We start from the raw sequence: 24532 nt of genomic DNA on the forward strand, positions 1-24532 counted from the left end.
TAATAAGATTGGAAACACGACAATGACCATCGCCGTCCTCGATCTCGCCACCGAAACCGCCAAACTGCTCGCCGAGCTCGGCGTCGATGCCGGCCGTTATCACGGCGGCACGCTTTCCGTTACCTCGCCGGTGACAGGCAAGGAAATCGGCAAACTCAGGGAGCACACCGTCTCCGAGACGAAAGCGGCGATCGAAGAGGCGCACAAGGCCTTCCTCGAATGGCGTGACGTCCCGGCACCGAAGCGCGGCGAGCTGGTCCGCCTGCTCGGCGAGGAACTGCGCGCCGCAAAGACGGCGCTCGGCCGCCTGGTCTCGATCGAAGTCGGCAAGATCACCTCCGAAGGCCTCGGCGAGGTTCAGGAGATGATCGACATCTGCGATTTCGCCGTCGGCCTGTCGCGCCAGCTCTATGGCCTGACGATCGCCACCGAGCGCTCCGAACACCGGATGATGGAAAGCTGGCACCCGCTCGGCGCGATCGGCATCATTTCCGCGTTCAACTTCCCGGTCGCCGTCTGGTCGTGGAATGCGGCGCTGGCGATGGTCTGCGGCAATTCCACCGTCTGGAAACCGTCGGAAAAGACGCCGTTGACCGCGCTTGCCGTGCAGGCGCTGTTCGAAAAGGCCCTGAAGCGCTTCGTCGCCGAGGGCGGCAAGGCGCCGGCCAATCTGTCCACCTTGATCATCGGCGGCCGGGAGGTCGGCGAGGTGCTGGTCGACCACCCGAAGATCCCGCTCGTTTCCGCCACCGGCTCGACGGCCATGGGCCGCGCCGTCGGCCCGCGCCTGTCGCAGCGTTTTGCCCGCGCCATCCTTGAACTCGGCGGCAACAATGCAGCGATCGTCTGCCCGAGCGCCGATCTCGACCTGACGCTGCGTGGTGTCGCCTTCTCCGCCATGGGAACGGCGGGCCAGCGCTGCACGACGCTGCGCCGTCTTTTCGTCCATGACAGCGTCTACGACCAGCTCGTACCGCGCCTGCAGAAGGCCTATGGCTCGGTCACCATCGGCAATCCGCTGGAGGCCGGAACGCTGGTGGGACCGCTGATCGATGGCCAGGCTTTCGAGAAGATGCAGGCAGCGCTTGGCGAGGCCAAATCGGCCGGCGGCAAGGTGACCGGCGGCGAACGCGTCGACAATGGTTCGGCCGATGCCTTCTACGTTCGCCCCGCGCTCGTTGAAATGCCCGCTCAGACCGGTCCGGTCGAGCACGAGACCTTCGCGCCCATTCTCTACGTGATGAAATACAGTGATTTCGACGCGGTGTTGGCGCTGCACAATGCCGTGCCGCAGGGATTGTCGTCGTCGATCTTCACCAACGACATGCGCGAGGCGGAAACCTTCGTCTCGGCGCGCGGATCGGATTGCGGCATCGCTAACGTCAACCTCGGTCCCTCCGGTGCCGAAATCGGCGGCGCCTTCGGCGGCGAAAAAGAGACCGGCGGCGGACGCGAGTCCGGCTCCGATGCCTGGAAGGCCTATATGCGCCGCGCCACCAACACGATCAATTACGGCAGCACACTGCCGCTTGCGCAGGGCGTCAAGTTCGACGTCGAATAAGCAAAATTGCTGGAAAGGCGACGCTGGCAGAGCGTCGCCTTTTTGGCATCGAGATTTATTCCCCCACCATTTGAAATATCAGGTCAAGATATTGTGATGCTTTTTTCTCGGCGCAGAAACTTGAAATAGGTAGTCAAGAAAAATATACGCCTCTTACCCGCAGGGTGACATTGCCATGGAGGCCATCATGACTATTGCTTTTAACCGTTTTTCCCGCGTGCTGACGCTCGCCGCGTCGCTTCTCTCCGCCACGGCGCTCGCAGGCAGCGCCAATGCGCAGGATGAAGGTCTCGTCGTCTACAATGCGCAGCACGAAAGCCTGGGCCGCGAATGGATCGATGCCTTCACCAAAGAGACCGGCATCAAGGTCACCATGCGCCAGGGCGGCGACATGCAGTTCGCCAACCAGATCATTCAGGAAGGCGACGCATCCCCCGCCGATGTCTTCCTGACCGAGAATTCGCCGGCCATGACGCTGGTCGACGGCGCCGGCCTCTTCGCCCCGGTCGAAAAGGAAACGCTGGATCAGGTCCCGGAGCAGTATCGTCCGGCCGACGGCATGTGGACCGGCATTGCCGCCCGCACGACGGTCTTTGCCTATGACAAGACCAAGCTCAGCGAAGACAAGCTGCCGAAGTCGCTGCTCGATCTCGCCGATCCCGCCTGGAAGGGCCGCTGGGGTGCAGCGCCCGCCGGCGCCGACTTCCAGGCTATCGTCGCCGCCCTGCTGCAACTGAAGGGCGAAGACGCCACCAAGGCATGGCTGAAAGGTCTGAAGGACAATGCGACGCCCTACAAGGGCAACAGCGTTGCCATGAAGGCCGTCAATGCTGGTGAAGTCGAAGGCGCGGTCATTTATCACTACTACTGGTTCGGCGATCAGGCGAAGACCGGCGAGAACAGCAAGAATGTCGGCATGCATTACTTCAAGAACCAGGATCCGGGCGCTTTCGTCAGCGTTTCGGGCGGCGGTGTCCTGAAATCCACGCAGCATATGAAGGAAGCGCAGGCTTTCCTGAAATTCGTCACCAGCAAGGCAGGCCAGGCCGTGCTTAAGGACGGCACCTCTTATGAATATGCCGTCGGCAAGGACGCTCCTTCCAACGACAAGCTCGTTCCGCTTGCGGACCTCAATGCGCCGAAGGTCGAAGCTTCGACGCTGGACAGCAAGAAGGTCGTGGAATTGATGACGGCGGCAGGTCTGATTTAGGCTCTCTGGTGTCGTAGCGCTTATGCGGGGAATCCTTTGGGCTTTCTGCCGCAGGCTTGCAGCAGCCAAAACTATTGCTTTTGGCTCAAGAAAACCTTAGGGCATGACGGGATCGGGCAACTGTCTTTCCAAGACGGTTGCCCTCCTTTTTCAGCGTATGAAGGCATCGGCCTTGCTGCAAGACAACAGATTTTTCGCAGCCGGCAACAAGGCGCCGGTCGCGCCGAAGGCCGCGCGAATACTATTGCCGCGCCGGCGCATGCCGCACGCGTCCGTGATGCTTCTCGCGACCGTCATCGCGATCTTCAGTCTCGTGCCGCTCGGCTTCATCAGCTGGATCACTTACGATGTCGGCTGGGAAACGGTGAAAACGCTCGTCTTCCGGCCACGTGTCGGCGAACTCCTCATCAATACGGTCCTCCTGGAATCGGCCACCATTCCGCTGGCGATCGCGCTGGCCGTGACGCTTGCCTGGCTGACCGAACGAACGGATATTCCGTGCGCCAGGCTCTGGGCCTGGCTGGCGATCGCGCCCCTCGCGGTGCCGGCCTTCGTGCACAGCTATGCCTGGGTCAGCCTCATTCCTGGCATGCGCGGCCTGCAGAGCGGCGTCTTCGTTTCTATCATCGCATACTATCCGTTCCTCTATCTGCCGGTCGCCGCAACACTACGCCGTCTCGATCCGGCCATCGAGGATGCCGCCGCCTCCCTTGGCCTCAATCCCTGGCGCGTTTTCTTCCGCACCGTGCTGCCGCAGTTGAGGTTTGCCATTTGCGGCGGCTCGCTGCTGATTGCACTGCATCTGCTGTCGGAATACGGCCTGTTCGTCATGATCCGGTTCGATACTTTCGCCACCGCGATCGTCGACCAGTTCCAATCCTCCTACAACAGCCCGGCCTCCAACATGCTCGGCGGCGTGCTCGTTGCCTGCTGCCTTTTCCTGCTTGGCCTCGAAGTGCTGCTGCGCGGCAACGAACGTTATGCCCGCGTCGGCTCTGGCTCGCCGCGTCCGGCCGATCGCCGGCGTCTCGGCTGGTTCGTGGTGCCGGCCATCCTGCTGCCTGTCGTCCTGGCGGTGCTGACGCTCGGCCTGCCGTTGATGACACTCGGCCGCTGGCTCTATCTCGGCGGCAGCGGGATCTGGCGCATCGAGGTCGGCAGTGCCTTCCTGCAGACGATGGCGCTCGCTCTTGCCGGCGGCGTGCTGGCGACGATTGCCGCAGCCCCCATGGCCTGGCTCTCCGTGCGCGCGCCCGGCCGTTTCCAGCGCGTGCTCGAAGCCTGCCACTATTATGTCGGCTCGCTGCCCGGCGTCGTCGTGGCGCTGGCGCTGGTGACGATCACCGTCCGTCTCGTGCTGCCGCTCTATCAGACTTTCGCAACGCTGCTCGTCGCCTATGTGATGCTTTTCCTGCCCCGTGCCATGGTCGGCTTACGCGCCAGCATCGCTCAGGCGCCGGTGGAACTGGAGCGCGCCGCGATGGGCCTCGGCCGCACCCCCGGTCAGGCAGTGCGGCAGATCACCATGCGGCTTGCCGCACCGGGAGCCGCTGCCAGCATCGCCTTGACCGCACTTGGCATTACCAATGAACTCACGGCGACTCTGATGCTCTCTCCGAACGGGGTCGATACGCTGGCGACGAAATTCTGGTCGCTGACGAGCGAGATCGATTACGTCTCGGCCGCCCCTTACGCCTTCATGATGGTCGTGCTGTCGCTGCCGCTCACCCTGACGCTTTATACGCAATCGAAACGGACCGCCGGCCAATGACGCTGCTTACGATCGAAAACATCAGCAAGCGCTACGGGCCTGTCCAGGCGCTGAAGGATATCTCGCTCGATGTCCAGGCCGGCAGCCGCACCGCCGTCATCGGGCCGTCCGGCTCGGGCAAGACGACGCTGCTGCGCATCGTCGCCGGCTTCGAGCAAGCCGACGCCGGCAGGGTGACATTGGATGGCGACGTGCTGGCCGATGGCTCGGCGGCGGTGCCGGCTCACAAACGGGGCATCGGCATCGTCTCCCAGGATGGCGCGCTGTTCCCGCACTTGAGCGTGGCTGAGAATATCGGCTTCGGCTTCGAACGGGGTGCTGCCGACCGTGAGCGGCGCATCGCCGAACTGCTCGATATGGTCGAGCTCGACCGCGGCATGCTGGTGCGGCGCCCGCATCAGCTTTCCGGCGGTCAGCAGCAGCGCGTGGCGCTCGCCCGCGCGCTCGGCCGCAAGCCGCGGCTGATGCTGCTCGACGAACCTTTCTCGGCGCTCGACACCGGTTTGCGGGAAAACATGCGCAAGGCTGTCGCGCGCGTGCTGCAGGCGGCCGGCATTACCGCCGTTCTCGTGACGCACGATCAGGAAGAGGCACTGAGTTTTGCCGATCAGGTCGCGGTTCTGAGGGAAGGGCGGCTGATCCAGGCGGGAACGCCGCAAAACCTGTATCTGCATCCCAGGGATCGCGAGACGGCGCTGTTCCTCGGCGATGCCGTGCTGCTTCCGGCCATCATAAGGAACGGCCTTGCCGACTGCGCCCTCGGCCATGTCGCCGTCGAAGGCGGCCGTCAGGGCAAGGCGGAAATCATGCTGCGGCCCGAGCAGATCCGCGTCGTTGCCGATGAAAGCGATCGCGACTACGGCGGACGGGTTGTCGAGGTGGAATTCGGTGGCGCGGTCTGCACCGTCGCCGTTTCGCTCGACGGCGTTGCCTTGCCGCCGATCCGGATCAAGACCTCGAGCGTCGCCCTTCCCTCGCGAGGCGATCTCGTTCGCCTGGATATATCAGGCAAGGCGCACGTCTTCGAGCGCTGAACAATAGAGCCTGCGCGTCCTATCGGACATGCGGGCTAACCGACCCGGCGCACCAGCTCTTGCGGCTCGGCGCCCTCGAGCCAGCCGCCGGTAAAGCCGGCGCGCTCAAGTCCGAGGCGGATGACCGGCGATTGCCGCATCAGCTTCCAGATGAAGTCGGAACGCTCGTTTTCGATGGTCATGACGACAAGGCCCTGGTCGATGCCGACGGTGCGGTCGTCCACCCAGCCCTCCGGACGTTTGGTCTGCACAGTCGGATTGAAGCCGCCGGGGAAGCCGCCTTCCAGCAGCAGGTTCGGATAGGTGGTCAAAAGCGCCTTGGTGCCGTCGAGAGCCGCCTGCCGGTCATAGGGCAGGCAGGCGAGTGCCGCCCAGGGTGCGATCGTGCCGTCATCGGGTCCGAGCGGCGCGCCGCGTGCGGCATAACCCAGGACCTTCGGCTGCCGGCCGCCGCGCATGCGCCGGGTGGGCGGCGGGCCGTCGCAGGCCGTAAAGCCCCAGACATTCCTGTTGTAACCGACGAAACCGCCGGGATTGCGCTCGGCATAGTCGCGCTGCATGTTGATGACGACCTGGGTATTGCGGAAGTAGTCCCAGTTGCGATCCATCATCGGTCTGTCCTGGATGCCGCGGAAATCGATCCAGGCATGCGAGAAGAGATGAATGAAAAGCGGGCCGGCGTAGAGATACGGCTGGTCGCCGAACGTCATCCAGGAATAGCTCGATGTGAAGGCGTCGTAACTCGACTGGGGCACGGGATGTGTCGGCGAGGCGAGTGCCAGCGCATAAAGAATGATCGCCTCGTCGAAACCGTGATAACGCCAGCGCAGGAAACCCGACGAAGGCTTCCAGCCCATGGAAATCGTGTCGCCCTTGTTCAGCGCCCAGCGCCAGTCGACGCGTTCGTAGATGAAGGTCGCGAGCTCACGGATTTCAGTCTCGGTCTCGTCTTCGCGATTGAAATATTGCGCTGAGGTCATCACGCCGGCGATGAGCAGCGCCGTATCGATGGTCGAAAGCTCGCTGTTCCAGGCACGATTGCCGCTATCCATGTGGAGAAAATGGTAGAAGAAACCGCGATGGCCGGTCGCATGGCGCTCGTCGCCCTGGCGCGCCTCGGCGAAGAAACGCAGCGTATTGACCGTGCGCTCGGCCGCTTCCTTGCGGCTGATCCAGCAACGCTCGACAGCAACCGGATAGGAGGAAAGGGCAAAACCGACGGCCGCGATGCTTGCCGGCACGCCGCCGATCGAGGTATCGGCCACCAGGCCATTTTCGGGATTGGAATATTTCAGGAAGTACTTGAATGCCGAATGCTGCAACCTGTCTATGAGGGCTGCATCAATGTCTTCGATCCGCTGCAGCATAGGCTCCTACCCAACTGTTGCACCGCCCCATGCATGAACATGGTGGTCGTCCCCGGGCAAATCAAACCTTTTTGATTCGCAAGGATAAGAGAACACAAACGGAGGCGATTGGTCGTTAACAATTATCGGTGAAATAGTATCTAGCATAAGTCATATAAGCGGTGCAGCAAAAGCACGAGGGCGCACCGCACCGGCACAGCGTATCTCAGGCAATTCCTGTGGCCTTGCAGCCGATCACGATTCGGCTCGACGTTCTGCAGCACGAAGCGGAGCAGCTCATGCCGACCGCAGAGCCGATCCGGTGCATCGCAGTACCGGCCCCGAAATTACCGGGGATTTAGGCCGAGTCGGGCCAAGCCGAACATCTTCCTAGGGAATCATGTCCCTTTCGGGTCGGTGGGACTCACGCCTCTGGCGAACGCGCGGAGAGGAAGACCCGTGGCTCGAAGGCAAAATCCTTGTCGAAGGGGTAGGTCGGATGCTGCTTGCGCAGCCGCGGCAGGCGCTCGACGAACTGATCGACCACCCCCTCCGACAGCGCCATCAGGTTAGGGTTTGCGATCGGCGCCAGTTCCGGCGAGAGATAGCCCGATTTGACGACGATGATCTTGGCTGCGTGCGGGTCGAGGCCGAGCCGGGTGAAATCGGCGATATTGTGATAAGGTCGCCGTTTGGCCGAGAGCACGAGATCGATGCCGCCGATCGAAACGACCGCCTGCCGATCGGCCGCGTCGGCGGTCTCATGCAGGAATTTGACGGCGAAGCGGGCATCGACCGGCCTGCTGCCCTTGGTATCGAGCGAGGCACCGACGCTGAGGGCAAGCTCCGCACCGATACCTGCGGCATAGCAGGCTTCGGTCGCCGCCTTGTCGGCGATGCCGGCAAAGATGACACCCTCAGCACCTTTGGCGATCAGCTCGGCCAGGACATCGGCTCGGTCTCCGACGCCGCCGCCTGTCGGGTTGTCGCCGGAGTCGGCGAGCACGACAGGAGCGGTCGGACTGGCGATCGCTTTCGCAACGCATTCCTTGACCGAACCGGTCTCGCAGCCGAAGACGAAGTCTTCGCGAACATCCCAATAGGCCTTGGCGAGGCGCTTCGCCTCGCGCTCCAGCACGGCACGATCAGTGCCGGTCATAATAGCGGCGGCCGTGGCGCGCGGTTCGTCGGCCCAGACATAACCGACCATCAGCGAGGCATCCCAGACGCCACCCATCGCGTCGATATCCGGCAGCTTGGCATAGAGGCTCTTCGCCGGCTCATCGACCGTGCTGGTGCGCTCGCCGGGCAGAACGACCGGGATCGGCGCCCAGAGAACGAACGGCCTTACGCCGGTTTTCAAGCTCTTGACCAGCATAGAGACCGAGCGGCGCATCGTCTCCTCGACATCGATATGCGGCGCCGTGCGATAGGTGGAGTAGATGTCGAGCGCATCGATAATGCGCTGGGTGACGTTGCCGTGCAGGTCGTAGCTTGCCGAGACGGTGCATGCCTCGCCGACGAGCGCGCGGGCGGCACTAATCCAGTCGCCCTCGGCATCCTCCATGCCGTCCACATACATGGCGCCATGCATGGCGAGATAGAGCCCATCGAGCGGCAGCAGCGGCCTCAGCCGCTCAAGGAATTCGCTCTTGAACGCCTCATAGGTGGCACGCGAAACCGGCCCGCCGGCAATGGCCCGGGCATGGATCGTCGGCAGGAATTCCGCGTCATAATCTCTGAGGAAGGCAAAGTACGGCGACTCCAACAACCCCGCTCCGCGCAACACGCGAAAATCTCTCTCCTCGTTCAGAACGGGATTGTAAGTGCTGCACTCGATATGGATGCCACCGACGGCGATGCGCATGGGAAACCTCGGTTGATATGGGAGCAATCAGCAAAATGTGGGTGGTGATGGACTGAACATGCGGCGGCAATCCAACGATCGCGCCGCCGCTGCCTGACGCTGATGATAGTTCGCAAAACGAGCCGATCAACCGCGATAAAGGACAAATTTCTTTAGATGTCAGACTGGCACCATGACCCGGAATCACCTCATCAGGACTTCTCCGGGAAGGCCGCGAGGTAGAACAGCCGAGAATGAATTCGCAGTGAGCGCGAAAAGCCGCACGCCGATCCTCTTCGGAAGCGCAGCGGTTACCGGGCAATTGAATGGTCTTCACATATGCCAGATAGTTATTTGGACTAGACCGAGAGGGCTTGAAAACATGGCGGAGAGGGTGGGATTTGAACCCACGATACCCTTGCAGGTATGCCGCATTTCGAGTGCGGTGCATTCGACCACTCTGCCACCTCTCCGCGGTCAGGTCGGCGCTTGTTCGGCGCGGGCGTTCTCATAACGGGCAGATGACAGGTTGGCAAGCCGAAATATCGAGCTTTTCCATCCTTTTGCCTTGACACCTTTCTGTCACTCGCGTATCCCGCATCCGCAATAGGAGTGGAGTAGTCCGCCCCTTGCCCACCTCGCGCTCGCGCGGGGTTTCACCGGCAGACCAGAATTCCGGGCTAGCTCCCTGAAATCCCTGCTTAACTTCGACTGATAAAAAGACGGCCACCTGCGGAAATAGCGGGGAGCGCCGGAACGAACATGAAAGGATAAAAAATGTTCGCAGTCATCAAGACCGGCGGTAAGCAGTACCGTGTGGCAGCCAACGACGTGCTGACCATCGAAAAGCTTGAAGCATCCGCTGGCGACTCCATTGAATTCACCGAAGTCCTCGTGATCGGCGAAGGCGCCGACGCGGCGATCGGTGCGCCCTTCGTAGCCGGCGCCTCCGTCAAGGCGGAAGTTGTCGACCAGACCCGCGGCAAGAAGGTCATCGCCTTCAAGAAGCGCCGTCGTCAGAATTCGAAGCGTTCGCGCGGCCATCGCCAGCATCACACGGTCGTCCGTATCACGGACATCGTGGCTGCCAAGTAAGATCAACGGGTTTCAGGTTTAAAGGAGAACTCCAATGGCACACAAAAAAGCTGGCGGTTCCTCGCGCAACGGTCGCGATTCCGAATCCAAGCGCCTTGGCGTGAAGAAGTTCGGCGGCGAAGCCGTCATCGCAGGCAACATCATCGTGCGTCAGCGCGGTACGCAGTGGCATCCCGGTTCCAACGTCGGCCTCGGCAAGGATCACACGATCTTTGCACTTACCGCCGGCAATGTGGACTACCGAACGAAGGCCAACGGTCGCGTCTACGTGTCTGTCATGCCGAAAGCGGAAGCAGCGGAATAAGCCGGTAGCGCTCAAAAACAGCCGGCGTCTCATCGACCCGGCTGGCCGTACCAGGTTCAGTCCAGAAAACAGGGGAGATGGGGCGCCATCTCCCCTTTTTCTTTGTCCAAACAGGAGGACTGAACATGCAAGGCGAATTGATAAGGGTAGACCAATCACGGTCTTCCCGGGAGGACCAGCGGTCTTCCAAGGAACGGCTGAGGCCGGAGCGGTTAAGGACCGATTGCCCTGTCTTGTTATCGGAAAGGCTCGTCATGCGCGCGCCTCACGAAGAAGACATCGACGCCCTTGCCCATCTCGCCAACAACGCCAAAGTCGCCACCATGGTATCGCGTATGCCGCACCCCTATACCGCCAATGATGCCGCCGACTTTGTTTGGCGTTCGCGAAATGGCGAGATTGGCAAGTGCGTCTATGCCATCACCAAAGCCGAAAACGGCGCCTTCATGGGGTGCTGCGGCGTGGAACCGCATAGCGACGGCAAGACCGTCGAGATCGGTTACTGGCTGGGTGAACCCTATTGGAATCAGGGCTACACCACCGAGGCCTGCCACGCCCTCGTCGACATGGTGTTCCGGACGCGGCAGGACGTCGATCAGATCGACGCCCGCTGCCGGGTGATGAACGTCGCCTCGCGGCGCGTCATCCAGAAGTGCGGCTTCCAGTTCCAGGGATCGGGCCTCGCGGCCTCGCTGGCGCTCGGCAGCAACGTGCCTGTGGAATGGTACAGGCTCGACCGCAAGACCTGGATGTCGCTGAGAAGCTGGGGGAACATCGCATGAGCACGACGGCACTGCAAAGGCCGGACACCAAGTCGATGATGCCCGGACCCGCGCCGGTCATCCCGACTGCCCGGCTGACGCTCCGCCCCCACCGGCTGAGCGATGCGCCCGCCATCGCGGAATCGCTTTCCGATTTCGCGGTGACGCGCATGCTCTCCCGCGTGCCCGCGCCCTTCGACCGGCAGGATGCGCTGGACTGGCTGATGCCGGTCACGTCAGGCACGCTGCCGGACTGGTCGCTCGCGATCACCGGTAAGGATGATGTCCATATCGGCACCGTCTCGATCGAACTGCGCCACGGCCGCTGGCATCTCGGCTACTGGCTGAACCGCTACTACTGGCGGCGCGGCTATATGAGCGAGGCGGTGGCGGCGATCATCGAGCGCTTCTCGCGCCGCATGCCGGAGACGCCTGTTCATTCCGGTGTCTTCGCCGACAACCCGGCTTCGCTGCGGCTGCAGGAGAAGCTCGGATTCCGCATGACGGGTTGCGGCGAAATCTATTGTTTCGCCCGCAACACCATGGTGTCGCATATCGAAACCGTGCTGCGACCGGGCGCGCTGCAGCCGCGCAAGGTCGCATAACAAGCATGATGCCGAAAACTGTGAGCGGTTTGCGGACAACATCATGATCTTCTAAAAGTCGAAAGGAGACGCCGCCGGCTCGGCGGCGTCTTCGTCAATCGCCGATCTCGATCCAGACGGGAAAATGATCGGAGCCGAGGGATTGCGTATCGATCCGCGCGGATTTCAACCGGCCCTCCAAGCCGCAACTGACGAAGCAATAGTCAAGATGCATGCGTTTGCCGTGATCTGCCGGATCCATCCAGCTGTAGCTTCCCGGGCGATAAGCCCCGAGCGCCGCAAAGGCGTCGATCGGCGTGCCGATTCTGGCGACACGGCCGTAATAGCCGCCGCCGGCGCCGGCAAGCGCGCAATATTCCGGCGATTCCGGCTCCATGTTGAAATCGCCCATGATCATATAGTCCTCGGGCAGCGGCAGCTCCGGCAGATCAAGCTCGCCACCGCCCGTCAGCGATCCACCCTCCTGGACGAATGCGTTGATGTGCCCGTTCAAGAATTGCAGCTGGCGGATGCGCTCGTCGGCAGAGACATGGTCGAGATGGACGGAGTAGACGCGGATCGCTCCGCCGGGGATGGCGATCAGCGCCTCCGTTGCGCCGCGCTGCAGGTTGATCTTGGCCATCGTCCGGCTGCGTGGCAGAAGCAGCGTCCGCGTCGACAGGATCGGCCAGCGCGACAGCACCATATTGCCGAACTGAAAACGCGTGCCGCGCACCGGCTGCAGGCCGCCTTCGCCCCCGTCGATATGGATGTCGCAGGCCGGCCCATACACCCAGAAATGATCGGGAAAGAAGGCGGCAATATCGGCCACCATGTCGGCAAAACCGTTGCGCGAGAAGCCGCGGGTCACCTCCTGCAGCGCAATGACATCGGCGCCTTCAAGGCTCCGGGCAATACGCTCGAGATCGTATCTGCGGTCGAGACCGAAGCCGTACTGTATGTTATAGCTCGCAAAATTCACGATAATCTTTGACCTCCGTCGGAACCGCCTATATCGAATGGGCCAAGACGGGCCGTCCAGCCGCCACGCAATATTGGAAGTAAAATGAAATTTCTCGACGAAGCAAAGGTCTATATCCGATCCGGAGACGGGGGCGCGGGCAGCGTTTCCTTCCGGCGCGAGAAGTTCATCGAGTTCGGCGGTCCCGACGGCGGTGACGGCGGACGCGGCGGCGATGTTTGGGTCGAGGCCGTCAACGGCCTCAACACGCTGATAGATTTCCGCTACCAGCAGCATTTCAAGGCGACGATCGGCACCCATGGCATGGGCCGCAACCGCACCGGCGCCAACGGCAGCGACGTGACGTTGAAGGTCCCCGTGGGAACCCAGATCTTCGAGGAAGATCGGGAAACGATGATCTGCGACCTGACCGAGGAAGGCCAGCGTTACTGCCTCGCCCATGGCGGCAATGGCGGCTTCGGCAACGCCCATTTCAAAACCTCGGTCAACCAGGCGCCGGATTGGGCCAATCCCGGCCTGCCCGGCGAGGAAAAAACCATCTGGCTGCGGCTGAAGCTGATTGCCGACGCCGGCCTTGTCGGCCTGCCCAATGCCGGCAAGTCGACTTTCCTCGCATCGGTTACCCGCGCCCGGCCGAAGATCGCCAACTACCCCTTCACCACCCTGCATCCCAATCTCGGCGTCGCCACGGTTGACGAGCGGGAATTCATCCTCGCCGACATTCCGGGCCTCATCGAGGGCGCCCATGAAGGAGTCGGCATCGGCGACCGTTTCCTCGGCCATGTCGAGCGCACCCGCGTGCTGCTCCACCTCGTCTCCGCCCAGGAAGAAAAGGTCGGCAAGGCCTATAAAACGGTCAAACACGAGCTCGAAGCCTATGGCAACGAGTTGACCGATAAGCCCGAAATCGTGGCACTGTCGCAGATCGACGTGCTCGACGAGGCCGAACTGAAGAAAAAGACCAAGGAATTGGCCAAGGCCTGCGGCAGGACGCCGTTTCAGATTTCGGCCGTCACAGGCAGGGGCATGACCGAGGTTCTGCGGGCGCTGCGCGACATCATCGTCCAGGAGAATGCCGAGGAGAAGCCGGCCAAGGCGCCGAAGCTCAGACATCGCGACATGATCGTCTCCGAAGAGAATAACCAGGGCGAGGATGGGGCCGATGACCAGCCGTAAGCCGCTTGGCCGCTACCGCCGCATCGTCATCAAGATCGGCTCCGCCCTTCTGGTCGACCGCAAGGCCGGGCTGAAGAAGGCCTGGCTCGACGCCATGTGCGCCGATATTGCGGGCCTGAAGGCCAGGGGGATCGACGTGCTCGTCGTTTCATCAGGGGCAATCGCGCTCGGCCGCTCGGTGCTCGACCTGCCCTCCGGCGCGCTGAAGCTCGAGGAAAGCCAGGCGGCCGCCGCCGTCGGCCAGATCGCGCTGGCGCGCGCCTGGTCGGAAAGCCTGTCGCGCGACGAGATCGTCGCCGGCCAGATCCTGCTGACACTCGGCGACACCGAGGAGCGCCGCCGCTATCTCAATGCGCGCGCCACCATCAATCAGCTTCTGAAGATCGGCGCCGTACCAATCATCAACGAGAACGATACGGTCGCGACCAGTGAAATCCGCTACGGCGACAACGACCGCCTCGCCGCCCGTGTGGCGACGATGACCGGCGCCGACCTGCTCATCCTTCTCTCCGATATCGACGGCCTCTATACCGCGCCGCCGCATCTCGATCCGAACGCGACCTTCCTGGAGACGATTTCCGAAATCACGCCGGAGATTGAGGCGATGGCCGGCGGCGCCGCCTCCGAGCTTTCGCGCGGCGGCATGCGCACCAAGATCGATGCCGGCAAGATCGCCACCACCTCGGGCTGCGCCATGATCATCGCCTCAGGCAAGACGGAGAGCCCGCTCTCGGCGATCGAAAACGGCGCGCGCTCCTCCTGGTTCGCCCCTTCCGGCACACCCGTGACCGCCCGCAAGACCTGGATCGCCGGGCAGTTGCAGCCGGCAGGCGAGCTGCACGTCGATGAGGGCGCCGTCACGGCGCTCGGCGCCGGCAAGAGTCTGCTTCCCGCCGGCCTGCGCAGCGTTTCCGGCCTCTTCAGCCGCGGCGACACCGTGGCGATCATCGGACCTGCCGGCCGCGAGATCGCCCGCGGCCTAGTAAGCTATGATGCCGAGGACGCCCGCCGCATCGCCGGCCGCAAATCGGCGGAGATCGAAGCCATCCTCGGTTACGCCGGGCGAGCCGCCATGGTCCATCGCGACGACATGGTGATGACCGCCCAGATCAGACCGAAATCGGAAAGGCAGAAGAAGGACGCGAGCTATGCTTGATACCGTTGCGCCAAGCCCTGACATTGATGCGCTGATGAACGACATCGGCCGCAAGGCAAAGGCTGCAGCGCGACCGTTGGGCTTTGCCTCCACCGAGGCGAAGAACAAGGCCCTGAACGCCATGGCTGATGCGATCATGGCGAACAAGGCGCATATCCTCGCGGAAAACGCCAAAGATTTGAAAGACATCGAAGGCAGCGAAACGCTCGCCTCTTTCGTCGACCGGCTGACGCTGAACGACAAGCGCATTGCCGAGATGGCCGAGGGAATCCGCGCGATCGCCGCCCTTGCCGATCCGGTCGGCGAAGTCATCGCCGCCTGGGACAGGCCGAACGGCCTGAAGATCGAGCGCGTTCGCACGCCGCTCGGCGTCATCGGGGTGATCTTCGAAAGCCGGCCGAACGTCACCGCCGATGCCGGCGCGCTTTGCCTCAAGGCGGGCAATGCGGTCATTCTGCGCTGTGGCTCGGATTCGCGCCGTTCATCGCAGGCTATCCATGTCTGCATGGTCGAAGGTCTGAAGGCGGCCGGCCTTCCGGAGCATGCGATCCAACTCGTTCCGGTCACCGACCGCGCCGCCGTCGGCGCCATGCTGCGCGGTCTTGAGGGGGCAATCGACGTCATCGTGCCGCGCGGCGGCAAGAGCCTGGTTGCCCGCGTGCAAAACGAGGCCCGGGTGCCGGTGTTCGCGCATCTCGAAGGCCTGTGCCACATCTATGTCGATGCATCAGCCGATCTCGAGATGGCGAAGAAGATCGTCGTCAATGCCAAGATGCGCCGCACCGGCATCTGCGGCGCGGCCGAGACGCTGCTCGTCGATGGTGCGGCAATCGACACGCATCTGACGCCACTGCTTGAGGTGCTGACTGACGCCGGCTGCGAGATCCGCGCTTCGGCGGCAGTGCTGAAGGTTGCGCCCGGCCTGAAAACCGCGACGGAGGAGGACTGGTCGACCGAATATCTCGACGCGATCATCTCGGTCGCCACCGTCGACGGCATATCGGGCGCGATCGCCCATATCCAGACATACTCCTCGAACCACACCGAGGCCGTCATCGCCGAGGATCCCGCTGTCGTTCAGCGCTTCTTCACCGAAGTCGATTCGGCGATCCTGCTGCACAATGCCTCGACCCAGTTCGCCGACGGCGGCGAGTTCGGCATGGGAGCGGAAATCGGCATCGCTACCGGCAAGATGCATGCCCGCGGCCCCGTCGGTGTCGAACAACTGACCTCCTTCAAATACCGGGTGCGCGGTGCCGGACAGACCCGACCCTGACGTGACGACGGAAAAGCTGGATCGGCGTTATCTGCGCATGCCGCACAGCGAGCGCGGCATGGTCGTCGGCCTGTTCGGCGGGTCGTTCAATCCGCCGCATGAGGGCCATGCGCTCGTCGCCGAAATCGCCATCAAGCGGCTCGGCCTCGACCAGCTCTGGTGGATGGTGACTCCCGGCAACCCGCTGAAAAGCCGCAATCTTCTCGCGCCCCTCGCCGAGCGCATTGCCGAAAGCGAGCGTGTCGCCGCCGATCCGCGCATCAAGGTCACCGCTTTCGAGCAGGCGCTCGGCGTCAGCTACACCGCCAATACGCTGGCCCGCGTCAAAGCCCGCAATCCGCATGTGCATTTCATCTGGATCATGGGCGCCGACAGCCTGCAGACCTTCCACAAATGGCAGAAATGGCAGGAGATCGCCCGCACCTTTCCGATCGCCGTGATCGACCGACCGGGCGCCACACTCTCCTATCTCTCTTCGAAAATGACGAGGACCTTCGATTTCGCCCGCATCGACGAGGACGACGCGCGGGTTCTCTGGAAGAAGCCGGCACCGGCCTGGACCTTCATCCACGGCCCACGCTCCGGCCTGAGCTCGACGGCCATCCGCAACGGCGCTTTGCCGGGCGCGGTCGGATAGCTATTTTCAAGGAAATCCCGGAAACGAGAAAGCCCGACGGGGGAGGAGATCCGTCGGGCTTATAAACTCGACCGACAACTGGGAGGAGGAGTGTTGCCGATCCTGTCGAACGGCTATGGGAGGAGGAGAAAGCCGTTTCGATGGATGTGTTGTACCATATTCCGCGGGAAGGTGAATGTCATTTTGTGCAATGCAGCAATGCGGACGATGCAATACTGCGGGTGCGAGCCCTGGCAGGCTGCCGTTTTAATCGGCAAACCCTAAAGAGCGTCTTTGCCCTTGCGGTCCTCTGGCGGACCGATCGCGAAAGCAATGCACCTCATGAATAGGTAAGGCCCATGTCCATCGATACAGTTATATTTTCTTCGATACATCGCTAGCCAAACCGTGAGAGTCGTTATATTCCTTGAAATATTTCGAATCCTGGTGAGTGAAAGTATGCAGAACCGCGGCCGATGGATGAACCTAGCAACCGCCGCGATCGCGGCTCTCTGGTTAGGCGCGGCAGCGCTGCCGGCGCCGGCCGCAGCCGCCGAAAAACTGACCGTCTTTGCCGCGGCGAGCCTCAAGAATGCGCTCGACGCCGCCAATGCCGCCTGGACCAGGGCGAGCGGCAAGGAAACCGTCGCCTCCTATGCGGCGAGCGGGGCGCTTGCCAAGCAGATTGAAAATGCCGCCCCGGCCGATATCTTCATTTCGGCCGATGGCGATTGGATGGATTATCTCGCCGAGAAGAAGCTGATCAAAGCCGACAGCCGTTCGGACCTGCTCGGAAACCGGATCGTACTCGTGGCTGAAAAGGACAAGGCGAAGCCGGTAGAGATCAAACAGGGTTTCGATCTCGCCGATTTGCTCGGTGACGGCAGGCTTGCCATGGGTGAGCCGAAATCGGTTCCCGCAGGCAAATACGGCATGGCCGCACTGGAAAAGCTCGGCGTCTGGACATCGGTCGAAAACAAGGTCGCCGGCGCCGAAAGCGTGCGCGCCGCCCTCGCCCTGGTCTCCCGCGGCGAAGCGCCTTACGGCATCGTCTACCAGACCGACGCGGCGGCCGATAAGGGTGTCGCGATCGTCGGCACCTTCCCGGCCGACTCCTACCCACCGATCATCTATTCGGTGGCAATTCTTGCCGACAGCAAGAACCCGGATGCAGCAGCCTATCTCGATTTCCTGAAATCGGACGATGCAGCCGCTTTCTTCACGGCGCAGGGCTTCACTATCCTGAAGTGATTGAGAAGCTGAGACGATTGCGGAATCAGGGGCGACAGCTTAGCGTCAAGGCTGCTGACCTACTATTCTGGCTGCCCACTTCGTGCGGATGGTTGCCCTGCGAGACGTTAGTGAGGGACGGAGAGGTTGCGGCGATGCCCCTTCGCCCCGCGAGCGGAGGTCCGAAGGACGGGTCGAGACCCGTAGCTAGACCCCCGGCGGTGCCGGCAGGCGGATGAGGGGCAGGCGTCGGGTGATGCCGGATTTTCAAGGGAGACAATCGCAGTTGAACATATTCGGCCTGAGCAACGAGGAATGGACGGCGATCCTGCTCAGCCTGCGCGTCTCGATCGTCGCCATGGTGGCGAGCCTGCCCTTCGGCATCCTCGTTGCCTTGCTCTTGGCCCGCGGCCGCTTCTGGGGCAAGTCGGTGCTGAACGGCGCCGTTCACCTGCCGCTGATCCTGCCTCCCGTCGTCACCGGCTTCCTTCTCTTGATCCTCTTCGGCCGCCGAGGCCCGATCGGCAGCCTGCTCGAGCAATATTTCGGCATCGTCTTTTCCTTCCGCTGGACGGGCGCCGCACTTGCCTGCGCCGTCATGGCCTTTCCGCTGATGGTTCGCAGCATCCGCCTGTCGATCGAGGCGGTCGATCGCAGGCTGGAAGAGGCGGCCGGAACGCTTGGCGCCGGGCCTGCCTGGGTTTTCCTGACGATCACCCTGCCGCTGACCCTGCCCGGCATCATCGCCGGCATGATCCTTTCCTTCGCCAAGGCGATGGGGGAATTCGGCGCGACGATCACCTTCGTCTCCAATATTCCGGGCGAGACCCAGACGCTGCCGGCAGCGATCTACACCTTCACCCAATTGCCGGGCGGTGATGCCGGCGCGCTGCGGCTGACGCTGGTCGCCGTCGTCATTTCCATGGCCGCCCTGCTCGCCTCCGAATTGCTCGCTCGTGTCGCCGGCCGAAGGATCGATCCGGAATGACGCTGATCGTCGAGGCAAAACAGAGGCTTGGTGCCTTTTCGCTAGATGCCGCCTTCACCTCCGAAGGCGGTGTAACCGCATTTTTTGGGCGCTCCGGCTCCGGCAAGACCTCGCTGATCCGCATCATTGCCGGTCTCGCCCGGCCGGACGGGGGCCGCGTCGTCCTTGACGGCGAGCGCCTCACCGAAACGACAGCTGGCATCTTCGTCCCGAAACACCGCCGCCGTTTCGGTTATGTCTTCCAGGAGGCGCGGCTGTTCCCCCACCTCAGTGTCCGCGCCAATCTTTCCTACGGCCGCTGGTTTGCCCCAAAGGCGGGACGCAGCGAGAGCTTCGATCATATCATTGATCTACTCGGCATCGAGACGCTGTTGGAACGCAGCCCCGCAAAGCTTTCCGGCGGTGAAAAGCAGCGGGTCGCGATCGGCCGTGCTCTTCTCTCCTCGCCGCGCCTGCTGCTGATGGACGAGCCGCTTGCCGCCCTCGACGAGGCCCGCAAGGCCGAGATCCTGCCCTATCTCGAGCGGTTGCGCGATGAGACCGAAATCCCGATCGTCTATGTCAGCCATTCGATCGCCGAGGTGGCGCGGCTCGCAAATCAGGTCGTCGTCCTCAGCGACGGCAAGGTGCAAGCGACCGGCCCGGCCGTCGACATATTGAGCCGCCCGTCTGCGGCCGCCGACCGGAAAGAGGCCGGCGCGCTGCTCGAAGGCACCGTCGAAAGCTTCGATGCGCGTCACCGCTTGTCGACCGTCACTCTGAAATCCTCTCAACTGCATATTCCGAGCGCAGTGCTTACGCCCGGCAGACCAGTGCGCATCCGCATCCCGTCGCGCGACGTCATGCTAGCGACCGCCAGGCCCGAGGGCCTCAGCGCGCTAAACATTCTCGAAGGCAGGATCGAAGCGATATCGCCGGGCGAGGACGGAACGGTCGAAATCCGGATCGATTGCGCCGGCGACGCCATTCTTTCGCGTATCACCGCACTCTCCTGCGAGCGCCTTGATCTTCGGCCAGGCAAGACCGTCTTCGCCATCATCAAGACGGTTGCCCTGGAAGGCTGATCAGCCGCGCTCGCCAGGCGGCAGATTTCGCTTGGCTTCGAGCCAGGCGAGATCCTCGGCAAGGCTCTCCCGCACCGTCTTTTCCATCCGGCGAAAACGCGCGAGCAATTCTTCGCCGAATGGCGTCAATGCCGCACCGCCGCCCTTCTGTCCGCCGCGTTGCGGCTCCACCACCTGTTCTGAGAACATCCGGTTCATCTCGCTGACAAGCAGCCAGGCTCGGCGATAGGACATGTCCATCGCCCGCCCGGCCGCCGAGATCGACCCCGTCGCGCAGATATGCTCCAGCAGCTCCATCTTGCCGTGACCGAGACGATGCTCGTTCGGAAAGCTGATTCGCAGGACGGGAACAGGTGTTTTTGCGGCTGGGTCGGTCATCGAATCGAGAAATCGAGGAATTTGCGGCACTTTACGCCGCGGTACCGAAACTGTACACCGACCGCACAAGCAGCCTGGGCGGCAATATTCTTCAATTCGGGCGCCAGATCGGATTTTCGGCCGCTCTGTACCTTAGCACGTCTTGAAACATTAGTGGTTTGATGCCTATCTTAACCATGATCCGGTCGTGATCGGATCTCGTGTTGTGCATGGTTTGTCATTCCAGGAAAGGGAAAAAACTGACAACAGTACACGCCAAGGGAAAAACGCTCGCCGTTGTCCCGAAGAGTGCGGAACGTGGCGCCGATGCCGCTGCCCGCGCCTTAGAAGCCGTCCTCACCAGCCTTGAGGACTCCAAAGCTGAAGATATCGTCACCATCGACATTGCCGGAAAATCGGCGCTTGGAGACTACATGATCGTCGTCTCCGGTCGCTCGAACAGGCATGTCCTGGCGATCTCGGATCACCTGCTCACCGATCTCAAGGACGAAGGCTTCGGTTCAGCCCGCGTCGAAGGTCAGGAAGGCGGCGACTGGATCCTGATCGACACCGGTGACATCATCGTGCATGTGTTCCGCCCCGAAATCCGCGAGTTCTACAACATCGAAAAGATGTGGGCGGCTCCGGATATGGATGAAGAAACACGGCACTGACAGGCGAACCGGCAACGTCCGGCGTCTGAGATGCGGCATTTGACTGGCCGGGAAGATAAGAAGCCGGCTGCGGTGCATCGTGCGCCTGAAATGCCGTCACGAGCAGGAGCGGGGAAATGCGAATCGGCCTTTTTGCGGTGGGACGGCTGAAGTCCGGCCCCGAAAAGGATCTTGTGGCCCGTTACCTCGATCGTTTCGCCAAAGCCGGCTCTGCTGTCGGCCTCGAATTCACCCGTGTTGCCGAAGTCGGCGAAAGCCGTGCCTCCAATGCGGAGACCCGCAAGCGCGAAGAGGCGGCGATGCTACTGAAATCGCTGGCCGAGGGCAGCGTTCTCATCCTTCTCGATGAACGCGGCAAGGCGCTCGATAGCGAAGCCTTCGCCAAGTTGCTCGGCGGCTATCGTGACCAGGGCAAACGCGAGCTGACGATTGCGATCGGCGGAGCCGACGGCCTTGATCCCTCCCTTTACGACCGGGCCGACGCCACGCTTTGCCTGGGCAAAATGACCTGGCCGCACCAGCTGGTCCGCACGCTGATCGCCGAGCAGCTCTACCGCGCTGTCACCATCTTGTCCGGCCATCCCTATCACCGCGTCTGAACGTTCCACGTGGAACCCATCTCTTTGACACTGCGTCGCATTGTCACGCAGCCGTGTTTTGCTGCGTCAGCCATTCTCCTGCAAACTTTCTGGCAAAGCGTGCCAAATCAGCTTAGTCTCCGCGCAATTTGACAGAGTGCCGGACACGCATGACGACGACTCCAACCAGGCGACACCGCATGATTCTGCCGGCACTTGCGGCCGGTTTCGGTGTTGCGGTCATCCTCGTCTCGACAAGCCCGTTTTCGGTCCGGGCCCAGGATGCCGCCCCGGAAGCGGCGCAATCTTCAAACCCGCCACCCGCCGAGGCGCCGCTGCCCGATCCGGCCGCCGAACTTGCCGCCAAACGGGATGAGACCCGCGCCGAACTCGAAGCCCTGTCGAAGACCATTAGCCTGTCCTCGGACAAGGTGAGCGAGCTCCAGCAAAGCATCAGCAATCTGGAAAAGAGCACGCAGAGCGTTCGCCAGGCGCTGATCGATTCCGCCGCACGCCGCAAGGGGCTGGAAAAACAGATCCTCGAGAGCGAGAAGAAGCTTGCCGACCTCGGCGTCAAGGAGGATGGCATCCGCCGTTCCCTGCACGAACGCCGCGGCCTGCTGGCCGAGGTGCTGGCGGCACTCCAGCGCATGGGCCGCAATCCGCCGCCGGCTTTGCTCGTCACGCCCGACGACGCGCTTGCTTCCGTGCGCAGCGCCATCCTGCTCGGCGCCGTCGTGCCCGGCATCCGCAAGGAAACCGACAAGCTCGCCGCCGATCTCGCAAGCCTGGCCGCCCTGCAGACGGCAAGCGCCGCCGAGAAGGCTCGGCTGACGGCGACGATGACCGATAGCATCGAGGAAGAGCGGCGCATGGATCTGCTGCTTGCCGAAAACGACAAACTCAGCCGCAGCAGCGCCGCCGAACTGCAGGCCGAGAAGAAGCGGTCCGAGGAACTGGCGGGCAAGGCGACCAGCCTCGAGGGCCTCGTCGCCTCCATGGAATCCGAGATCGCCTCGGTACGCGAGGCGGCCGCCGCCGCCCGCCAGGCCGAGGAGAACCGCCGGCTCTTGACGGACGAGCAGCGGGCTCAGGCGAAGGCGCTGGCCGAGAGCGGCGTGCCCGATAAAAACCGCATTGCGCCCGCATATCCCTTCGCAGAATTGAGGGCGAAATTGGAACTGCCCGTGGCAGGCGATATCCTGCGCCAGTTCGGCGATGCCGACGGCACCGGGCATGAAGCCATGGGCATGACCGTCGCCACCAACCCGGAGACAGTGGTGACGGCGCCTGCAGACGGCCTGGTGGTTTTTGCCGGCGCTTTCCGCAGCTACGGCCAGATGATCATCCTTGACGCGGGCGATGGCTATCACCTGGTTCTCTCGGGAATGGATACGATCAATACCCGCCAGGGAAAATTCGTTTTCGCCGGCGAGCCGCTCGCCGTGATGGGAGCGAAAAGAGTGGCGAGCGCAACTGCATTGGCGCTGGAAACGGACCGGCCAACGCTTTACATTGAATTTCGAAAAGACGGTAAACCGGTCGATTCTCGACCGTGGTGGACCGCCAAGGACACTGGAAAGGCACGCAATGATTCGTAGGGCTTCTCTTGTTCTGGTCGGCGCATTGATGGGTGCGACCGCGATGAGCGTCATTTACTCGGCAGGTGTGCCGGCAGAAGCGGCCGGATCCTCGACATACAAGGAACTTTCTGTATTCGGCGACGTCTTCGAACGCGTGCGTGCGCAGTATGTCACGCCGCCGGCCGAAGACAAGCTGATCGAAAACGCCATCAACGGCATGCTGTCTTCGCTCGACCCGCATTCAAGCTATATGAATGCGAAGGACGCCGAAGACATGCGCACCCAGACGAAGGGTGAATTCGGCGGTCTCGGCATCGAAGTCACGATGGAGGACGAGCTCGTCAAGGTCATCACCCCGATCGACGACACGCCCGCCGCCAAGGCCGGCGTTCTCGCCGGCGACTACATCTCCGAGATCGACGGGCAGTCCGTTCGCGGCCTGAAGCTGGAAGACGCCGTCGAAAAAATGCGCGGCGCCGTCAATACCCCGATCAAGCTGACGCTGATCCGCAAGGGCGCCGACAAGCCCATCGAACTGACGATCGTCCGTGACGTCGTCGCTGTCCAGGCCGTCAAGTCGCGCGTCGAGGACGATGTCGGTTACCTCCGCATCATCTCCTTCACCGAAAAGACCTACCCGGACATGGAGAAGGCGATCAAGAAGATCAAGGACACCGTTCCGGCCGACAAGCTGAAGGGTTACGTCCTCGACCTGCGCCTTAACCCGGGTGGCCTGCTCGACCAGGCGATCAATGTCTCCGACGCCTTGCTGCAGCGTGGCGAGGTCGTTTCGACCCGTGGCCGCAATCCGGATGAAACCCGCCGCTTCAATGCCGGCCCGGGCGACCTGACCGACGGCAAACCGGTCATCGTGCTGATCAACGGCGGTTCGGCCTCCGCATCGGAAATCGTTGCCGGCGCGCTTCAGGATCTGCGCCGCGCCACCGTCCTTGGCACCCGCTCCTTCGGCAAGGGCTCGGTCCAGACGATCATCCCGCTCGGTGAAAACGGCGCGCTGCGCCTGACCACGGCGCTCTATTACACGCCGTCGGGCCGCTCGATCCAGGGCACCGGCATCACCCCCGACATCAAGGTCGAGGAGCCGCTGCCGGAGGAACTGCAGGGCAAGATGGTGACCGAGGGTGAATCCAGCCTGCGTGGTCACATCAAGGGCCAGAGCGAAACCGACGAAGGTTCGGGCTCCGTTGCCTATGTGCCGCCGGACCCGAAGGATGACGTTCAGCTGAACTACGCGCTCGACCTTCTGCGCGGCAAGAAGACCGATCCGGCCTTTCCGCCGAACCCAGACAAGGCCGTCGTCGCCAAGTAATCGATCATTG

Annotated in this window: 23 protein-coding genes and 1 tRNA gene; 19 read left to right on the forward strand and 5 right to left on the reverse strand. The window is 62.5% G+C overall.

All coding sequences use genetic code 11. The features are described 5' to 3' along the window. Nucleotides 1-22: 22 nt before the first annotated feature. From amaB to RHE_RS20740, 4 genes are all read left to right on the forward strand, one after another. Nucleotides 23-1561, forward strand: a complete 1539-nt coding sequence (gene amaB, locus RHE_RS20725; RefSeq protein WP_011427241.1) for an L-piperidine-6-carboxylate dehydrogenase — start codon at nt 23-25, stop codon at nt 1559-1561. Nucleotides 1562-1748: 187 nt separating this feature from the next. After that, nucleotides 1749-2771 (forward strand): iron ABC transporter substrate-binding protein, encoded by a 1023-nt coding sequence (locus RHE_RS20730; RefSeq protein ID WP_011427242.1) that lies wholly within the window; start codon nt 1749-1751, stop codon nt 2769-2771. 103 nt (nt 2772-2874) lie between these two features. Next, nucleotides 2875-4542 carry an ABC transporter permease gene (locus tag RHE_RS20735; RefSeq protein WP_011427243.1) on the forward strand — a complete coding sequence of 556 codons (1668 nt, stop codon included), beginning with the start codon at nt 2875-2877 and terminating at the stop codon, nt 4540-4542. Beyond that, nucleotides 4539-5576, forward strand: coding sequence for an ABC transporter ATP-binding protein (locus tag RHE_RS20740; RefSeq protein ID WP_011427244.1), 1038 nt, complete (start codon nt 4539-4541; stop codon nt 5574-5576). Before RHE_RS20735 ends, RHE_RS20740 begins: the two co-directional genes overlap by 4 nt. Before the next feature lie 35 nt (nt 5577-5611). On the opposite strand, the gene RHE_RS20745 is transcribed toward RHE_RS20740, so the two are convergent. From RHE_RS20745 to RHE_RS20760, 3 genes are all read right to left on the reverse strand, one after another. Further along, the gene (locus RHE_RS20745; RefSeq protein WP_011427245.1) at nt 5612-6943 is read right to left on the reverse strand and encodes a glucoamylase family protein; all 1332 of its coding nucleotides are present in this window, start codon (nt 6941-6943) and stop codon (nt 5612-5614) included. Between the two features lie 403 nt (nt 6944-7346). Further along, complete coding sequence (locus RHE_RS20755; RefSeq protein WP_011427246.1) at nt 7347-8789, reverse strand: M81 family metallopeptidase; 1443 nt, start codon at nt 8787-8789, stop codon at nt 7347-7349. Nucleotides 8790-9151: 362 nt separating this feature from the next. Beyond that, nucleotides 9152-9241: transfer RNA gene (locus RHE_RS20760), tRNA-Ser, on the reverse strand. 304 nt (nt 9242-9545) lie between these two features. On the opposite strand from RHE_RS20760, the gene rplU reads away from it, so the two are divergent. The 4 genes from rplU (at nt 9546) to RHE_RS20780 (ending at nt 11533) form a co-directional block, all read left to right on the forward strand. After that, nucleotides 9546-9863, forward strand: coding sequence for a 50S ribosomal protein L21 (rplU, locus tag RHE_RS20765; RefSeq protein WP_007824851.1), 318 nt, complete (start codon nt 9546-9548; stop codon nt 9861-9863). A 34-nt stretch (nt 9864-9897) separates the two neighbouring features. Continuing rightward, nucleotides 9898-10167, forward strand: coding sequence for a 50S ribosomal protein L27 (gene rpmA, locus RHE_RS20770; RefSeq protein WP_004676172.1), 270 nt, complete (start codon nt 9898-9900; stop codon nt 10165-10167). A 125-nt stretch (nt 10168-10292) separates the two neighbouring features. After that, on the forward strand, nt 10293-10949 hold the full coding sequence (locus RHE_RS20775) for a GNAT family N-acetyltransferase (protein ID WP_011427247.1): 657 nt from the start codon (nt 10293-10295) through the stop codon (nt 10947-10949). Beyond that, a complete protein-coding gene (locus tag RHE_RS20780; protein WP_011427248.1) occupies nt 10946-11533 on the forward strand; it encodes a GNAT family N-acetyltransferase in 588 nt (195 codons plus the stop codon). Before RHE_RS20775 ends, RHE_RS20780 begins: the two co-directional genes overlap by 4 nt. A gap of 94 nt (nt 11534-11627) precedes the next feature. Here the strand turns inward: RHE_RS20780 and RHE_RS20785 are convergent, their stop codons facing one another. Beyond that, nucleotides 11628-12494, reverse strand: coding sequence for an endonuclease/exonuclease/phosphatase family protein (locus RHE_RS20785; protein ID WP_020922601.1), 867 nt, complete (start codon nt 12492-12494; stop codon nt 11628-11630). An 84-nt stretch (nt 12495-12578) separates the two neighbouring features. Here RHE_RS20785 and obgE point away from each other — a divergent pair, with 84 nt between their 5' ends. The 7 genes from obgE (at nt 12579) to modC (ending at nt 20000) form a co-directional block, all read left to right on the forward strand. Then, nucleotides 12579-13670: a GTPase ObgE gene (obgE, locus tag RHE_RS20790; protein WP_011427250.1), complete on the forward strand. Its 1092-nt coding sequence runs from the start codon at nt 12579-12581 to the stop codon at nt 13668-13670. Then, nucleotides 13657-14826: a glutamate 5-kinase gene (gene proB, locus RHE_RS20795; RefSeq protein ID WP_011427251.1), complete on the forward strand. Its 1170-nt coding sequence runs from the start codon at nt 13657-13659 to the stop codon at nt 14824-14826. Before obgE ends, proB begins: the two co-directional genes overlap by 14 nt. Beyond that, nucleotides 14819-16102 carry a glutamate-5-semialdehyde dehydrogenase gene (locus RHE_RS20800; RefSeq protein ID WP_011427252.1) on the forward strand — a complete coding sequence of 428 codons (1284 nt, stop codon included), beginning with the start codon at nt 14819-14821 and terminating at the stop codon, nt 16100-16102. The genes proB and RHE_RS20800 overlap by 8 nt, the downstream gene beginning before the upstream one ends. A 37-nt stretch (nt 16103-16139) precedes the next feature. Continuing rightward, the gene (locus RHE_RS20805) at nt 16140-16739 is read left to right on the forward strand and encodes a nicotinate-nucleotide adenylyltransferase (protein ID WP_244425800.1); all 600 of its coding nucleotides are present in this window, start codon (nt 16140-16142) and stop codon (nt 16737-16739) included. 438 nt (nt 16740-17177) lie between these two features. Beyond that, entirely contained in the window at nt 17178-17969 is a 792-nt protein-coding gene (gene modA / locus RHE_RS20810; protein WP_011427254.1) for a molybdate ABC transporter substrate-binding protein, read from the forward strand. 265 nt (nt 17970-18234) lie between these two features. After that, a complete protein-coding gene (gene modB / locus RHE_RS20815) occupies nt 18235-18936 on the forward strand; it encodes a molybdate ABC transporter permease subunit (RefSeq protein ID WP_042119117.1) in 702 nt (233 codons plus the stop codon). After that, nucleotides 18933-20000, forward strand: coding sequence for a molybdenum ABC transporter ATP-binding protein (gene modC, locus RHE_RS20820; RefSeq protein WP_011427256.1), 1068 nt, complete (start codon nt 18933-18935; stop codon nt 19998-20000). Before modB ends, modC begins: the two co-directional genes overlap by 4 nt. Here modC and RHE_RS20825 read toward each other — a convergent pair whose 3' ends face one another. Continuing rightward, the gene (locus RHE_RS20825) at nt 20001-20378 is read right to left on the reverse strand and encodes a winged helix-turn-helix domain-containing protein (protein ID WP_011427257.1); all 378 of its coding nucleotides are present in this window, start codon (nt 20376-20378) and stop codon (nt 20001-20003) included. Between the two features lie 209 nt (nt 20379-20587). On the opposite strand from RHE_RS20825, the gene rsfS reads away from it, so the two are divergent. The 4 genes from rsfS (at nt 20588) to RHE_RS20845 (ending at nt 24522) form a co-directional block, all read left to right on the forward strand. Beyond that, entirely contained in the window at nt 20588-21031 is a 444-nt protein-coding gene (gene rsfS, locus RHE_RS20830) for a ribosome silencing factor (RefSeq protein ID WP_042119120.1), read from the forward strand. 116 nt (nt 21032-21147) lie between these two features. Further along, nucleotides 21148-21630, forward strand: a complete 483-nt coding sequence (gene rlmH, locus RHE_RS20835; RefSeq protein WP_011427259.1) for a 23S rRNA (pseudouridine(1915)-N(3))-methyltransferase RlmH — start codon at nt 21148-21150, stop codon at nt 21628-21630. Between the two features lie 179 nt (nt 21631-21809). Continuing rightward, nucleotides 21810-23210: a murein hydrolase activator EnvC family protein gene (locus RHE_RS20840; protein ID WP_011427260.1), complete on the forward strand. Its 1401-nt coding sequence runs from the start codon at nt 21810-21812 to the stop codon at nt 23208-23210. Continuing rightward, nucleotides 23200-24522 carry a S41 family peptidase gene (locus RHE_RS20845; RefSeq protein ID WP_003543943.1) on the forward strand — a complete coding sequence of 441 codons (1323 nt, stop codon included), beginning with the start codon at nt 23200-23202 and terminating at the stop codon, nt 24520-24522. Before RHE_RS20840 ends, RHE_RS20845 begins: the two co-directional genes overlap by 11 nt. Nucleotides 24523-24532 lie beyond the last annotated feature (10 nt).

It is taken from the genome of Rhizobium etli CFN 42 (assembly GCF_000092045.1).
Classification (GTDB): Bacteria; Pseudomonadota; Alphaproteobacteria; order Rhizobiales; family Rhizobiaceae; genus Rhizobium; species Rhizobium etli.